The 14,028-nt window shown below is 63.9% G+C and carries 14 protein-coding genes; 3 read left to right on the top strand and 11 right to left on the bottom strand.

Annotated features, from left to right (window positions below; all coding sequences use genetic code 11):
• The first annotated feature begins 124 nt into the window (after window positions 1-124).
• Window positions 125-970, top strand: a complete 846-nt coding sequence (locus tag AC3B5L_RS03360) for a F510_1955 family glycosylhydrolase (protein WP_058631439.1) — start codon at window positions 125-127, stop codon at window positions 968-970.
• 646 nt (window positions 971-1,616) lie between these two features.
• Here the strand turns inward: AC3B5L_RS03360 and AC3B5L_RS03355 are convergent.
• The 11 genes from AC3B5L_RS03355 to cmtR all read right to left on the bottom strand — a co-directional run bounded on the left by AC3B5L_RS03355 (window position 1,617) and on the right by cmtR (window position 12,288).
• Window positions 1,617-1,808 (bottom strand): hypothetical protein, encoded by a 192-nt coding sequence (locus AC3B5L_RS03355; RefSeq protein WP_136054584.1) that lies wholly within the window; start codon window positions 1,806-1,808, stop codon window positions 1,617-1,619.
• Window positions 1,809-2,109: 301 nt separating this feature from the next.
• Window positions 2,110-2,577 (bottom strand): signal peptidase II, encoded by a 468-nt coding sequence (locus tag AC3B5L_RS03350; RefSeq protein WP_058631443.1) that lies wholly within the window; start codon window positions 2,575-2,577, stop codon window positions 2,110-2,112.
• A gap of 191 nt (window positions 2,578-2,768) precedes the next feature.
• Entirely contained in the window at window positions 2,769-3,785 is a 1,017-nt protein-coding gene (ccsB, locus tag AC3B5L_RS03345) for a c-type cytochrome biogenesis protein CcsB (protein ID WP_058631444.1), read from the bottom strand.
• 335 nt (window positions 3,786-4,120) lie between these two features.
• Window positions 4,121-5,695, bottom strand: a complete 1,575-nt coding sequence (resB, locus tag AC3B5L_RS03340; RefSeq protein WP_307861169.1) for a cytochrome c biogenesis protein ResB — start codon at window positions 5,693-5,695, stop codon at window positions 4,121-4,123.
• Between the two features lie 124 nt (window positions 5,696-5,819).
• The gene (locus AC3B5L_RS03335; RefSeq protein ID WP_058631446.1) at window positions 5,820-6,569 is read right to left on the bottom strand and encodes a cytochrome c biogenesis CcdA family protein; all 750 of its coding nucleotides are present in this window, start codon (window positions 6,567-6,569) and stop codon (window positions 5,820-5,822) included.
• Window positions 6,566-7,225 carry a TlpA family protein disulfide reductase gene (locus AC3B5L_RS03330; protein WP_307861170.1) on the bottom strand — a complete coding sequence of 220 codons (660 nt, stop codon included), beginning with the start codon at window positions 7,223-7,225 and terminating at the stop codon, window positions 6,566-6,568. Before AC3B5L_RS03330 ends, AC3B5L_RS03335 begins: the two co-directional genes overlap by 4 nt.
• A gap of 669 nt (window positions 7,226-7,894) precedes the next feature.
• Window positions 7,895-8,869 (bottom strand): arsenic resistance protein, encoded by a 975-nt coding sequence (locus AC3B5L_RS03325; RefSeq protein WP_240747071.1) that lies wholly within the window; start codon window positions 8,867-8,869, stop codon window positions 7,895-7,897.
• Window positions 8,870-8,877: 8 nt separating this feature from the next.
• Complete coding sequence (locus tag AC3B5L_RS03320) at window positions 8,878-9,411, bottom strand: signal peptidase II (protein WP_227751395.1); 534 nt, start codon at window positions 9,409-9,411, stop codon at window positions 8,878-8,880.
• Window positions 9,408-10,016 carry a cadmium resistance transporter gene (locus AC3B5L_RS03315; RefSeq protein ID WP_058631449.1) on the bottom strand — a complete coding sequence of 203 codons (609 nt, stop codon included), beginning with the start codon at window positions 10,014-10,016 and terminating at the stop codon, window positions 9,408-9,410. Before AC3B5L_RS03315 ends, AC3B5L_RS03320 begins: the two co-directional genes overlap by 4 nt.
• The gene (locus AC3B5L_RS03310; protein ID WP_058631450.1) at window positions 10,016-11,932 is read right to left on the bottom strand and encodes a heavy metal translocating P-type ATPase; all 1,917 of its coding nucleotides are present in this window, start codon (window positions 11,930-11,932) and stop codon (window positions 10,016-10,018) included. Before AC3B5L_RS03310 ends, AC3B5L_RS03315 begins: the two co-directional genes overlap by 1 nt.
• Window positions 11,929-12,288, bottom strand: coding sequence for a Cd(II)/Pb(II)-sensing metalloregulatory transcriptional regulator CmtR (cmtR, locus tag AC3B5L_RS03305; protein ID WP_058631451.1), 360 nt, complete (start codon window positions 12,286-12,288; stop codon window positions 11,929-11,931). Before cmtR ends, AC3B5L_RS03310 begins: the two co-directional genes overlap by 4 nt.
• Window positions 12,289-12,417: 129 nt before the next feature.
• Between cmtR and AC3B5L_RS03300 the strand changes: the two genes are divergently transcribed.
• Window positions 12,418-13,422: an acyltransferase family protein gene (locus AC3B5L_RS03300; RefSeq protein WP_058631452.1), complete on the top strand. Its 1,005-nt coding sequence runs from the start codon at window positions 12,418-12,420 to the stop codon at window positions 13,420-13,422.
• 66 nt (window positions 13,423-13,488) lie between these two features.
• A complete protein-coding gene (locus AC3B5L_RS03295; protein ID WP_153002304.1) occupies window positions 13,489-13,962 on the top strand; it encodes a hypothetical protein in 474 nt (157 codons plus the stop codon).
• Window positions 13,963-14,028 lie beyond the last annotated feature (66 nt).

Below are 14,028 nucleotides of genomic sequence, written 5' to 3'. Positions count from 1 at the left end.
CGCTCGCCCGCACCCCCGAACTGGCCATCTCGCAGTAACCCACGCCACCGCGCTGGTGCCCTGTCGCGACTCTCATTCGCGTACCGCTCGCGCACCCGCATGCATTTCTTCAAGTCGGAGTCTCATGAACCGCCACTCGCCCCTACCCGCTTTCGCGATCGCTCTCGTAGCCGTCGCCCTCACCGGCTGCGCCGTGCCGCAGGCCTCCGGCACCAACGCGGTCCCCCCCGTCATCCAACACATTCACGGTGTTGCCGCTGACCCCCGCGGTGAGGACCTCTTCGTAGCCACCCACGGAGGGCTCTTCACCCTCACACCCGAAGGTGCGATCGCCGGTCCCATCGGAGGCCACGATTTCGATGCGATGGGCTTTACCGTCCTCGACGACGCCCTCTTCGCATCCGGACACCCGGGCACACAGACACCCGCAGAGCTCGGCTCCCCGAACCTAGGTGTCATTCGCAGTGACGACTTCGGCGAGTCGTGGTCACCGATCGCGCTCACTGGCAGCACGGACTTCCATGTCCTCACCGCCGGACCGGACGGCACTCTCTACGGGATCGCGTCCGATGGCGTCGATCTGCTCATCAGCACTGACGACGGTCTCGAATGGACCCGCGGCGCAACGCTTGCCGCGGCAGACCTCGCCGCCAACGGCGACGGTCTCTACGCGGCCTCAGAAGAAGGACTGCTCCTCAGCACCGACAACGGCGCCACCTTCACCCCCATCGCCGACGCCCCCCTGCTCTACACACTCGACGCCAAACCCAATGGCTCGCTCGCAGGAGTCGGAACCGACGGTGCCCTCTGGTCACAGAATACCGAAGGAACATGGCAACGCCTCGACGCGCTTCAAGGGGCCGCTCAGGCCTTCACCGCGATCGATGACGAACGCTTCATCGTTGTCGACGACCGCGGCATCGTCCAGATCACAGCAGACGACACAACCATCCTCGCCCCCGCCCGGTAGAGAAAGCCACCACCAGAACGGCCACCCATGGTCCCCCGCCGCAATCCCTTCCGACGCATATCCGTCTTCGTCGCGTGCGCCACAGTCCTCGCCCTACTTCTCGCCCTTGCGAGCTTCTACCTCATCGGAGCCATATTCAGATGACCCGCCACCCGTACCCTGCTCCTCTCAGACCACAACGAGACGTTCCTGCTCAACCAGTCACGCCCACCAGCCGCCTGTCCCCGCGGCTGCGTCACGATCGTCTCGTACGTGGCGGGGCCATCCTCCTCCTGGTCGCCGTCGCACTGATCGCAGCTCATCTCCTCATCGACACAACCGTCCCAGACCAATGGTCATTCTGGGCATACACGCTTGGAAGCTACGAAACAGCGTTCATCCTCGCGATCGTCGGACTGGCGCTCGTGCTGCGTGAACCCCCCGGGAGGCGCGGATGAATCTCAATGACTACTGGACCAACGCCTTTTGGTCCGTCATCCCCACGATCGCCGTCGTCGCGGCATTCTGGTTCGTCCTGCGGTCCATCGTCAGAGCCGACCGCAGCGAGCGATAAGCACACGCCAAGATCGAGCAACAACTCCGCGCGGAACGAAACCAACCACGCCAACTCGCATCGACAGACGACGAGCGAGGGCAGCCAGATCAGCTACCTGAACGCCGGAAACGCCTGCCGAAAGCAGATACCGGCGGGCGTTAGCGGCGAGCGTCCGGTGACGTGTAACGCGAGTTCGCCGGAAACGATCGTTTCCGGCGTGGTCGCCGCGTCAAAGAATTCATATCGGAGCGGATCGCCGACCGCGAGTGCCTCATCAACGCTGCCACTGCCGAGACTGAACATGAACACCCCTCGTTGAGTGCTACTAAGGATGTCTGCCTGATGTGAGCTAGCGGAGAACTCTCGTCTCAGCGTCGGAAAAGGCTCCCCCGATGACGGCGTCGGCAATCCGCCGGCAATCCGCTTCGTTTCTATAGCCTCGTCCCCCGTCGGTGGCGATGACGTGGCCCTGGGATGTGAGCTTCCATGCCCACTTACCATCGGGCCGCTTGTAGATCAGGCGCACAGCCGCCATATCTCCTCCTCACGTCGTGCCATAAGCGTAGATGTCACGGAATGCGCGTTTCACCTTGATAAACCGAGGTTACTTCTCGTCGGCGGAGATCTCCGTTGCATGTTCACTGGACGGTTGCGGTTGGCGGCTGCGGAGCATCTGGAGGATGCCGAGTCCGACACCGATTCCGAGGGCGACGTCGGCGATATTTCCGATGAAGAGGTTGCCATAGGCGAGGAAATCGGTGACGTGACCGCGGGCGAACCCGGGAGGGGCGAAGAGGCGGTCGATGAGGTTCCCGGCCGCTCCACCCCAAACAAATCCGATGGCGACTGCCCACGTTGTGGATGTCGCCCGCCATGCGGCGTAGAACAACGCAATTACGGCTACGGTTCCGATCACCGTGAACACAAAGGTGCTGCTTGAGCCGAAAGACATAATGGTGCCGGGGTTGAAAGCGAGCTGCATGCCGAACAGATCACCGACTAGCGGAGTGCGCTCTTGCTCGCTCAGTTGCGCAAGCGCCAGGGCCTTCGTGCCCTGGTCGATGACAGCCATCGAGAGTGCAACCAGGCACGCGGTTACCAATCTTCGACTACGATCGCCCCTCAACGTGGGTCCCACACGTAGAAGTTATTGCGACGGTGGAGGGTACCCGTACCCGCCTGCGACCGTGGAGGCCGGCCGGGATCTAGCAGTGCTGTGAACACGGAGCGGTGCGTCCTTTGTTAGTGAAGCGGCGTTGATCGTCAGTTGAGGCCGGAGTATGCATGCAGGCCCTTGAAGAACACGTTCACGATCGTGAAGTTGAACAGCACTGCGGTGAAGCCGACGATCGACAGCCATGCCGACGGGTTGCCCCGCCAGCCGCGGGTCGCCCGCGCGTGGATGTAGCCTGCGTACAGCACCCAGATCACGAACGTCCAAACTTCCTTGGTGTCGAATCCCCAGTATCGTCCCCAGGAATCGTTGGCCCAGATTGATCCGGCGACCAAGGTGAACGTCCAGAAGATGAACCCGACGATCGCGAACCTATAGGCGAGGGACTCCAGCGTTTCGGCGGTCGGGAGCGTGCGCAGATATCCCGCCCCGGCCATCTTCGCCGCCTCGCCTTTCGCCGCGATCCGTCGCTCGCGTCGGGCCTGCATGAGTTGTGTGGCTGATAGTCCGCAGGAGATGGCGAAGAGGGCGGTGCCGAGGGAGGCGACGAAGACGTGGATGACGAGCCATACGCTCTTGAGTGGATCCATCAGAGGGGTTATCTCGACGTAGAAGGCAAGGGTCGCTCCCCCGAGCAGTAGCGCGACCATGCCGATGAGGAACGAGCCTAGGAAGCGTAGGTCGTACCGGCGGAGTACGACCATGTAGACCGCGACGACCAGCAGGGTACCGGTGAGGGCGAACTCGTACATGTTCGCCCACGGGACCCGGTCTGCGGCGATCCCTCGCCCTAAAGTGCCAGCGAGGTGAAAGATAAACGCGAACCCGGTCAGGACAGTGCCGATGCGCGCCCAGAGCAGACGTTGCCGCTGGCCTGGCCGGGTACGGACTTCGTTCAGTGTTGGGCGTTCGTCGTCGGTATCGTGCGCCTTTGCTTCGCCGTTGGCGGCCACGAGCGCGGGTACCCGTTGGACCTCATCGCGGCGCACTGAGCGTTGGGCAAGGTCGATTGCGTAGGCGACGAACGCGAGCAGATATACGGCAATTGCGGTCCACACCAACAGCAGAGCGATGCCGTCCATGGTCAGGGATTCGGGTTCAGGCATCAGTTTCTCCTCGGGCGGAACGGGGGCTGGAGTGGAAGTGCCGATGGCTGATTCCAGCCATCGCGAAACCGGTGATCGCACCAAGTGCGATCACCGTGGTGAACGGGTAGAACGCCCCGCAGGCCTCGCATTCGAAGTCGAGAAACTCCACCAGTGTCGGGGGATCGGGTCCAGCGCTGTCCAACACGTGCGAGTTGGCGCGAGCACCAATAAGTGCGGCGGCATTGTCGTCTGTGGACGCTTTTGGACGGGTGGCGATCGTGTAGATAATCGCGCCGGTGACAGCGCGATCACGGTAGCGATTGTGATGAGGGTGACTTTCCGGGAGGACTTCATCATGGCTTCCTTCGGCGGGGCATCTGTGGGCTTGAGCCTCCGCGGCGGGCCATGTGGTTGTCGCGGAGGTGGGCTATTTCGTCCGGAAGCTGCGGGTCCTCTCCTCGCGCGAGGCCGGCGAATTCCAGGTGCAGGGAGGGTGCTACCGGGGAGCCGACGACGGATGCCTTGACGAACACCCGCCGTCGGGGAACGAGAAGGCCGATGATTAGGCCCAGGGTGGCGAGGGTGGCGAAGGCGAGCACCCATGTTCCACCCGTGTCACGTTTGATATCCAACGACGCGAACCTCTTCACTGCTGCCAGCGGATCCGAGCCGTCGGACGCATCCTCGAAGGTGACAGTTCCCCACCCGTTGGGAAGGTCTGCGGTCTGCCCGGGCGTGAGCTCGATCGACTCCGTGCCGCTACCGCCGCCCGTGAGCTGGGTCATGTCGGTGGTGTCGAGGGTGTACACCGACCGGGGTACGCCGTCGTCGATGCCGAGGCTGCCGGAGAACACGTTAAACGTGACGACCGGATTCAGCAGGTCGGGATACACCGAGGTGAACGCCCCGGAGTCAAGAACACCTTGGGTTGGGTAGAAGAACCCGATGAGCCCGATCTGTTCGGCAAGCCCATCCGGCACCTTAATGACGCCGAGCGAGGTCATCATGGAGTCCTGCGGGAGGAAGGGCTGCGACTCGCTGTACACGATCGTCCCCTCAGGATCTCTGACGGTGATGGTGGGTGCGTAGCCATTTCCAAGCAGGTAAACCCGTTCACTGCCGACAGTGATGGGGTGGTTCACGCGCACCTTCTCCGTGCCCTCTGTCCCGGCGCGGGCATCACGGATAGTGAGGTTGGCGGCGAAGTCGCCTGCTTGGCCGGCCCCGGCAGACCCCAAGGGCACGTAGTTGACCTCGAAGCTGTCGAGGGTCAGCGAGTATGGGTCCAGCTGTGTACCGTTCACGAACCTGCCGGGGCTGAACGAGGAGTAGTCGTTGAGGGTGTTGACGAAGGTGGTCCCCTCAACGATGACCCTTTGCCCGGTGTAGGAAAACCCGCTGGAGGCGAGCACAGCGACCAGCACCCCAACGAGAGATGCGTGAAAGAGAAGGTTGCCGGTTTCTCGAAGGTACCCGCGTTCGGCCGACACCGACCACGAGCGGGCGGTGTCATACCGCTGAACACGGTATCCGCGTCGACGCAGATCTGTTGTCGCGGCGGTGATCGCCGCGTCCGCGTCCGCGCCTATGTCCTCAGCTTTCGGCGGGACGTCAACGTGGAGGTGGGTGCCCAGCCGACTGAGCCGCGCCGGGGTGCGTGGTGGACGGGAGCGGAGCGCCTTCCAATGGTGTCGGGTGCGAGGAATGATGCAGCCGATCAAGGAGATGAAAAGCAACAGGTAGATACCTGAGAACCAGGCAGAGTTGTACAGATCGAACACCTGGATGCCGTCGAGGAAAGACGCCAGGTCCGGGTTGTCCCGGAAGTATTGGACGACCCCGTTGGGGTCCGCAGTGCGCTGAGGGAAAATGGACCCGGGAACTGATGCGATGGCCAACAGGAGCAGCAGCAGGATGGCGGTGCGCATGCTGGTCAGCTGCCGCCACCCCCACCGCAGCCACCCGACGGCTCCCAGCGTCGGGGACGTGACGGTGTCCGGCTCTTCCTGATCGATGTGATCGGCGGGTCGAGAGGGGTCGGCAGGAAGCTGGTCAGAGAGGGAGCGTGACACTGAGCATCACCCCCTGCAGAACTGACATCAGCATGCCCCAGATGCCCGTGACCATCAGCACACCCAGCGCGATCAGCATGCTGCCGCCAATGATGTTGACTACCCGGATATGACGGCGGAGGAAAGCAACCGATCGGGTGGCCCAGCCCAGTCCGAGCGCGAGTAGGAAAAACGGAATGCCCAGGCCGAGTGAGTACGCCAGCCCCAGCAGCGCAGCACGGCCGGGGTCCCCGAGATTCCACGACACCGACATAATCGCCGCGAGCGTCGGTCCGATGCAGGGCGTCCACCCGATCCCGAGCGCTATTCCCAGCAGCGGCGCGCTGAGCAGGCCTAGGTTGCCGCGGAAACGGGGTCGGAGGGTGCGTTGCGTGCGGGGGAATGCCCCGATGAAGACCAGACCCAGAACGACGACGACCACTCCGAGCACCCGAGTGAGGATGTTGGCGTACTCGAGGAAAAACATCCCCGCGACCCCACCGAGCACCGTGACGGTCATGAACACGAGCGTGAACCCTGCCACAAACAATGCCACCCCACCGAACAGTCGTCCACGACCAGAAGCGGGAGTCCGTGTCGGCGAGCTGGAGAGGGAAGAGCCGAGGTAGCCGAAGTAGCCGGGCACCAACGGGAGCACACACGGGGAGACGAAGGAGATCAGCCCCGCCAGCATGGCGATGAGCACAGCCACCCACAGCGCACCGTCGAAAATGAGCCCCTCGGCATTCATTCGCTTTCCGCCAGCGCGTCTGCGATCAGGGTGGACAGGATAGACGCGGCCGGTAGCTGACCGATGATTCGCGCGGCGACCCTACCCTCGCGGTCCATAACAAGAGTCGTCGGCGTCGCCTGAATGGGGGTGACCGCCGCAAACGCGAGCTTCGTCTTCCCGTCGACGATGTCGATCACGCTGCGGTACGTGATCCCGTAGTCCTCCGTGAAGGACAACGCGGTGGCAGGCTGGTCGTAGATATTCACCCCGATGAAACCCACCCCCTCGGTCTGATAGCTCTGCCACACCTCCTCCAGCAGCGGCGCCTCGACCCGGCACGGCCCGCACGCCGCATACCAGAAGTTCACGACGTAGACCTCGCCAGCGAATTCGCCGCTACTGATCGGGTTGTCGCGCTCGTCGACGCCGGCAAATACCACCGTCTCGCCGCGCTCGTCCGCAGGTATCTCGACGACGCGCTCGTCGACGCTGGTGGAACCGGTGCCGTTGTTCATCGCATCAGCGAGGTCACTTTGGGACGTGCAGCCCGTGACTGTAAGCACGGTGGCGACGGCGACCATCGCGGCGACGGCACGAAACGTGTGTTCAAACTTTCGCTGGGGATCAGATGGTGTGGCGCGGGTGGTGGAAGCCACCCCGAACGGGTTGGTCACGACTACTCCAAATTGGGAACTCAGTAAACGCGCTTGATAGCGCGAGAATCCGCGTGCTTTCACGGATGAGAGGGAGTTGATCGTGATTCAGGTTCGGGAAACGCGCAGTTGCGTGAGTGTGAGCATCGGTGATTGGGACGGCTGGCGCGCGACTGTCTCTCGCACCCTCCGCGTCACACGTCCAGTGCTGCATGTGCGAGACGGTGCTCGCCAGGCAGAGATGACGAGCGCCAGCACGCACGCCACTCCCAAAAGACATAGGGCGGCACCAAGGTCTTCAGCCTCGCCAGCATGACCGTCTGCCATCACGCCGGGCACGACACCCAAGTCGTTCGTGGCGATCAGCTCCGCGATAGGCGCTACCTGCAGGTCCTCGGTCCCCGCGTGCGTCGCCACCCACGATCCGACCAGGAGCGTCAATGCTAGCCCCAGGCCGATCAGCAGCCTCGCCGCTAGCCCACTCGTGCGCGCAGCGGTAGCGCGCTCAGTGAGGGCGGGGCGGATCATTGGACGGTCCTACGTTCGAAGTGGAATCAGGGTAGCCGACGATTAGACACTACCAGCTGTACAGTCAGCGCATGTTGACGGTTGCTGTAGCGGGGGTGATAGTTCACGTTCACACGATGCCCGACCCGATCACTTTCGGATTCTCTTGTCGCTTCTTGGCCCCTAGCTGTTTCCCGGGAGGCTGGGCCGCGGTTCGCGCCCGCGGAGGGAGACGACACGGACGAGGATGATCATCGCGACCAGTTCGACAAGGGTTTGTGTGACTACCGCGAGCGGGGCGATGCTCATCGAGGCAGGGAGAGCGAGAGCGAGCGGTAGGACGACGATCGAGTTGCGCGTCGCGGCGGAGAACATCACCGCGCGGGTGGCGGGGACCTCTAGTCGTGCGACCCGGCCGGCGAGCTTCCCGATCGCGACGGCGAGGATGACGAAGGCGATGTAGAGCGGTACGACGCGCAGGAGGGCGGTGATCTGCGATCCAACAGCGGCGATCTGGGAGCCGATGACCACAGCGAGGGTCACCATCATCAGCGGCACCATCGCGCCCGCCATGATCTTCTCTATGAAGCGGCCTCCCCGGTGACGACGCGCAACAGCCTGCACCACCGTTGCTGCGGAGAGGGGGACCACGATCAGCAACAGGAATGCCCGGATGAATGGGCCGATGTCGACCACATCGAGCGCAGCGCCGCCCGCGAAGAGGAACAGGAACACCGGCAGAAGCAGGATCTGGACCAACATCAGCAGTGGCGCGGCTGCGAGCAGTCGTGCGCCAGCGCCACCTGCGAGACCGGCGAACACGATGACGTAATCGATGCACGGGGTCAGCAGGACGAACAACACCCCGAGCAACAGTCCCCGGTCATCGACCACGAAGCGCGAGAGGCCCCAGGCGAGCATCGGCACGATGACGAAGTTCGCCACCAGCACCGTGCCTAGAAACCTGATATCGCGGAACGCGCGTTTCACCTCGATGAGCGGGACGCCGAGAAACGTCGCGAACAACAGCAGCATCAGTGCCGGTTCAATCGAATGCTCGAGGCTCGGAGCAAGTTGCGGCGTTATCAGCCCGACGGCCGCCCCCACGGCGATCGCGCCGATGTAGAGAGCCAGTTGACGGATATCCCACCACCGCACAACGGATCTCACTCGGTGGTCTCATCGCCTGTGCGGATCATGAAAACTGCTCCGGTGATCGCTGCGGCGAAGATCACGATGTCGGCGATGTTCCCGATGAACCAGTTGCCGTAGGCGAGGAAGTCTACGACGTGCCCCCGGGCGAATCCGGGGTCGCGGAAGAGGCGGTCGCCTGCGTGTGAGGCGGCAGCGCCGCCGAGCGCGCCGATGACGATCGCCCATCCCACGCGTTGCACTCGGAACGCGAACACGATCGCTGTGATGGTGGCTGCGACAGCGAGCAGTGCGAACACCCAGGTGAAGCCTTCCCCGAAGGAGAATGCCGCTCCGGGGTTATAGGCGAGCTGCAAACCCAGCAGGTCACCGATCAGCGGGATGCGCTCACGCTCGGTGAGGGTCGCTTCGGCCCACACCTTGGTTCCCTGATCGATCAGCACGACGACCACGGCGATCAAGAGCGCTCCACCAGTGAGCTGCCGCCGCCGGGTCGACGACAGCTTGCTCGCAGCGGGCGGATGAGCCTCTGCCTGGGAGGAGGTCATGCGAGCACCTCGATCAGACGGACGATGACCCCAGATTCGATCAGGATGAACAGGCCCAGGCCGATGAACACGGCCGGTACGAGCCAGTGCTCGACGCGCTCCAGCCCCTCGGTGACAGCCTTGTTGGTGCCGATCAGCCGGCCGGCCGCGCACCAGACCGCGACGAGGACCAGGAACACGACGATCATGATCGCGACGTCGCTGGGGGCGCTGGTGCGGAAGATCGGCGTGTAGAGGGAGATGTTGTCGGCCCCGTTGGCGATCGTGATACCCGCGACACCCCATAGTCCGACCGCGGTGATCTTGGAGTCGTCATCATCGTCATCGCCGTTACGGCGCAGGCCGCGAATGAGCGTCCAGATGCCGATGCCGAGCGGGATCAGACCCAGGAAACCGACCCATTCGTCCGGAACGATGGTGAGACCGAGAGCGGCGATCACGCTGATCACGACGAGGGTGATGAACCCGAGATACTGGCCCGCGACGATCTGCCACGGCCGGGGCTTCCCTCGACTGGAAGCGAGGAACAGCACGGTAAGCACGACGATGTCGTCGATGTTGGTCGCCGCGAACAGGCCGATCGCTGAACCGATGGTGGCGAGCATCAGCTTCCCAACCGTGGCGTGCGGGTGCGGGCGGCACGCAGACCATTGAGGATCACGATGACCTCCGCAACCTCGTGGACCAGGACGACCGCGGCGAGCCCCAGCACGCCAAAGAGCGCGAGCGGGAGCAGTGCGGTGATAATCAGCAGCGACAGGACGATGTTCTGGTTGATGATCCGTCGACCGCGCCGGGCGTGGTCGAACGCCCGCGGGATGAGGCGCAGATCATGGCCGGTGAAGGCCACGTCGGCGGATTCGATCGCTGCGTCGGAGCCGGTCGCGCCCATCGCGATACCGATGTCCGCGCCAGCGAGGGCCGGGGCATCGTTAATGCCGTCGCCGATCATCGCGACCGGTCCCGCCGTCGACAGTTCCCCGATCGCGGTCGCCTTGTCCTCCGGGCGCAGCTCCGCGCGCACGTCGCTGATCCCTGCCTGTGCCGCCAGTGCACGAGCGGTCCGGGCGTTGTCGCCGGTGAGCATCGTCACCCCGACGCCCTGGCCGGTGAGTGTCCGGACGACCTCGGGGACTTCCGGGCGCAGCTCGTCCCGAACGCCGATCGCGGCGACCGGTGACCCGTCGCGGTGGACGATCACGACGGTCATGCCCTGCTCTTCCAACTCGCCGACCCGCTCCGCGAGGTCGCCGGCGTTCAGCCAGCGGGGACTGCCGACGGTGATTCTCGATCCGTCGACGGTGCCGTCGATGCCGTGCCCGGCCTGCTCGGTCACATCTGCAGCTCCCGGTGTCCCCGGGGCTGCGGCAGTGATCGCTGAGGCGAGAGGATGGGTGCTGTGCTGCTCCAACGCGGCCGCCCACGCCAGCGCCTGAGCCTCCGTAACGCCATCTGTGGTGAGCACGGCGGTGACCGCCGGTTCGTTGCGGGTGAGGGTGCCGGTCTTGTCGACGGCAACGTGGCGGACCGTGCCGAAGCGCTCGAAAACGGCGCCGGACTTGATGATCACGCCGAACTTGCTCGCCGCACCGATCGCCGCGACGACCGTCAGCGGAACCGAGATTGCCAGCGCACACGGAGAAGCGGCGACCAGCACGACGAGTGCGCGAGTGATCCACACCTCCGGGTCGCCCAGCAGCGACCCGATGATCGCGACGAGCGCAGCGAGGATCAGTACTCCGGGTACGAGCGGGCGGGCGATCCTGTCCGCCAGACGGGCACGCTCGCCCTTCTCGGTCTGCGCTTTCTCTACCAGCTCCACGATCGTCGTGAGCGAGTTATCGGTGCCCGCAGCGGTCGCCTCGACTTCCAGGACACCGGCGCTGTTGATCGCACCGGCCGACACCGCATTCCCGGGCTCAACTTCGACCGGGATCGACTCCCCGGTGATCGCCGAGGTATCCAGGCTGGAGCGACCAGAACGCACGACCCCATCAGTCGCGATCCGCTCACCCGGGCGGACCACCATGACCTGGCCGACCGTCAACTCTTTCGCCGGCACCTGCGCGGAGACACCGCTCTGAAGCACGGTCGCTGTTTCCGGCACGAGCTTCAGTAGTGCCCTCAGTCCGCCGCGGGCGCGGTCCATCGCCTTGTCCTCAAGCGCCTCCGCGATCGAGTACAAGAACGCCAGAGCTGCAGCCTCCTCCACGTACCCGAGGATGACGGCACCGATCGCGCTGATCGTCATCAGCAGCCCGATGCCGAGCTTGCCCTTGAACAGTTTCCGGATCGCGCCGGGCGTGAACGTCGATGCGCCCAGCAGCAGTCCGACCCAGAACAGCACCAGTGCCGGGATCTCGAGCCCGGACCACTCGAAGATCAGACCGGCCAGGAACGCAACGCCGGAGAACACCGGCACCATGACCCCGCGGTCTCTCCACCAGGGCCGCTCGGCCTCTTCGATCTCTTCGCCTGCCGTCGCGGCAGGCTCGTGCTCGCAGCCACACGCCTCGCTCACGCGTCAGCCCCCGTCCCACAGCAGCCAGCCACCATGCACGCTGAGTCCACGCAGGGCGCGTGCTCATCGACCGCCAGTGTCACGTCCACGAGCGCGACGAGCGCAGCCGCAAGATGCGGGTCGGCGATCTCGTAGCGGGTTTGGCGGCCCTCAGGCTCGGCGACAACGATCCCGCAGTCACGCAGGCAGGTGAGATGGTTCGACACGTTGGAGCGCGTCAGCTCTAGCTCACGGGACAGGACTGCGGGGTAGCTCGGGCCACCGAGCAGAGTCATGAGAATCCGAGAACGCGTAGGATCAGCCATGGCGCGGCCGAGCCGGTTCATGACGTCGAGACGAGAAGCAATGGTCAGCATAAGCTGAACTATACAGTCTCCGCTGACCTATTTCCTATGCGGTCAAGCCAATGCCCTCAGGGCATGGTCTTCGAGCCCGAAAGAACGCTGCCGCCCAGAATGCACAGGCGAGCTCGACGCGTCTCCGACATGAGCCGTCTTCTGGTTCCGGACGCGCTCCGCGGGTTCGCGATTGTCGCGATGCTCATCGCGCACGCGGCTCCTTTCGTGCCGAACGCACCGTGGGCGGTGCAATTCGTCACGGCGAACTTCAGTAGTGTCGCGTCGCCGCTCTTCGCTCTTGTCATGGGCATGTCGGCGGAGCTTGTGTGGAGACGCGGCGGCGCTGTGGGGGTGACGTTGCTGCAACAGACTCTGCGTGGCCTGTTCCTCATCGTCCTGGGTGTTTGGATGGCCACGTGGGGCTCCTGGCTGGCGGTCATCCTGAGCTATCTCGGGCTGCTGATCATCATCGGCGCGCCCCTTCTACTCCTGCGCAGCTCGGTCGTGATTGCCGCGACAGCGGTCCTTGTCCTGGCCAGTCAGCCATTGCTGAGCGTCGCACGCACCTGGATTTGGGTCTACACCGCGCCGCCGCCCGTGCGTGAGGTCACGACCTGGATGTTCCTGGGCCCTCAGTATCGGGTGGTCAACCTGTTGCCGGTGTTCCTCATCGGTGCCCTGTTGATCCGTCACGGCTTGAAACGCGATCGCTTGTTGTGGATCATGGCGGCTGTGGCGCTGTTGGCGTATCTTGCCTGGGGTTTCGGGCAGCGCTTCGGCACGGTGTTATCGGGGGACTACCTGGACTCTCTGAGGGATATTGGCTTGGTGTTCGCCGTCTACGTCTGCGTTGTGCTGGGGGCTACGGTGCGGCGGGAGCACGCAGAACGTTTTTGGGGTGCTGTCTTTGTTCCCTTGTGCGCCTGCGGTCAGGTGGCGTTGTCTCTGTACTTGCTGCACGGCAGTCTCATCGCATTTTGGAGTAACGCGTATGGCCGCCCTGCCGAGAACTTCTACTTGGGCTGGCTGGTGATCGTTCCGGGCATGATCGTGGTGGGTTGGTTGTGGTGGCGGTTCGTTGGAACTGGCCCAGTTGAATGGGTGATGGGCTGGCTCAGCGGACGTCCCAAGTCTTCCTCGCTTCGCCGGTAGAGCGGGTGCGTGGCTCTGGGGCTCGCAAGAAGACTTGATTGGTCGGGCTGGTACCATCCTGAGGTCATGGTCGTCCACGGTCGCGCTCACAAATGCGTTAGCCGAGCCGACGAGTTCCTGATAACGAAGATCATTACAGCCCTCGGGCTGGCGCTTCTTCTCGTTGTTGGAGCGTGGCCGGGCGGCCATCGTGATGCGACAGATGCGACTCCGTATCTGAGCACCACATCCTCGTCGTCACTAGGGACGCCTTCTGCTGGTCATTTTTCGGCGGGTTCGGGTGAAAGCGTTGTCGGCGCGACCGCGGAACAATTCCTGGCCGGGGATAGCGCGAACGACATCGTGATCGGCGTTGCCGGGTGCCTCTTGGGTATCATCTGCTGCTTCTTGGTGCTCATCGTCACGCGGAACTTCCGCCGTCACGTCCCCTCTTCTCACATTCGCGAACGTTTGCCGCGCGCACCATCACTGGCAGCTATGACGGGGCGCCTGTTCGCATTGCCTCCTTCTCTCACACAGCTTTCTCTGTCGCGGACCTGACTCCGGCGGCGCCATCTCTTCGATGGCGCTCCACTGGTCGTCCCCGTTCGTTGTGTGTGTCTGGAG

The sequence above is a fragment of the Microbacterium sp. C-MGS6 genome (assembly GCF_058140415.1).
Note: the sequence above shows the minus strand (reverse complement) of the source record. Positions and strands in the feature narration are given on the sequence as shown.

Bases quoted from the DNA above. Each gene is read 5' to 3' on its own strand.
- AC3B5L_RS03295 (WP_153002304.1), top strand. From the start codon at position 13,489: ATGGTCGTCCACGGTCGCGCTCACAAATGCGTTAGCCGAGCCGACGAG.
- AC3B5L_RS03335 (WP_058631446.1), bottom strand. From the start codon at position 6,569: ATGAATGCCGAGGGGCTCATTTTCGACGGTGCGCTGTGGGTGGCTGTG.
- AC3B5L_RS03315 (WP_058631449.1), bottom strand. From the start codon at position 10,016: ATGCTCGCCACCATCGGTTCAGCGATCGGCCTGTTCGCGGCGACCAAC.
- AC3B5L_RS03355 (WP_136054584.1), bottom strand. From the start codon at position 1,808: ATGTTCAGTCTCGGCAGTGGCAGCGTTGATGAGGCACTCGCGGTCGGC.
- AC3B5L_RS03350 (WP_058631443.1), bottom strand. From the start codon at position 2,577: ATGGCTGTCATCGACCAGGGCACGAAGGCCCTGGCGCTTGCGCAACTG.
- ccsB (WP_058631444.1), bottom strand. From the start codon at position 3,785: ATGCCTGAACCCGAATCCCTGACCATGGACGGCATCGCTCTGCTGTTG.
- cmtR (WP_058631451.1), bottom strand. From the start codon at position 12,288: ATGCTGACCATTGCTTCTCGTCTCGACGTCATGAACCGGCTCGGCCGC.
- AC3B5L_RS03300 (WP_058631452.1), top strand. From the start codon at position 12,418: ATGAGCCGTCTTCTGGTTCCGGACGCGCTCCGCGGGTTCGCGATTGTC.
- AC3B5L_RS03320 (WP_227751395.1), bottom strand. From the start codon at position 9,411: ATGACCTCCTCCCAGGCAGAGGCTCATCCGCCCGCTGCGAGCAAGCTG.
- AC3B5L_RS03360 (WP_058631439.1), top strand. From the start codon at position 125: ATGAACCGCCACTCGCCCCTACCCGCTTTCGCGATCGCTCTCGTAGCC.
- resB (WP_307861169.1), bottom strand. From the start codon at position 5,695: ATGCGCACCGCCATCCTGCTGCTGCTCCTGTTGGCCATCGCATCAGTT.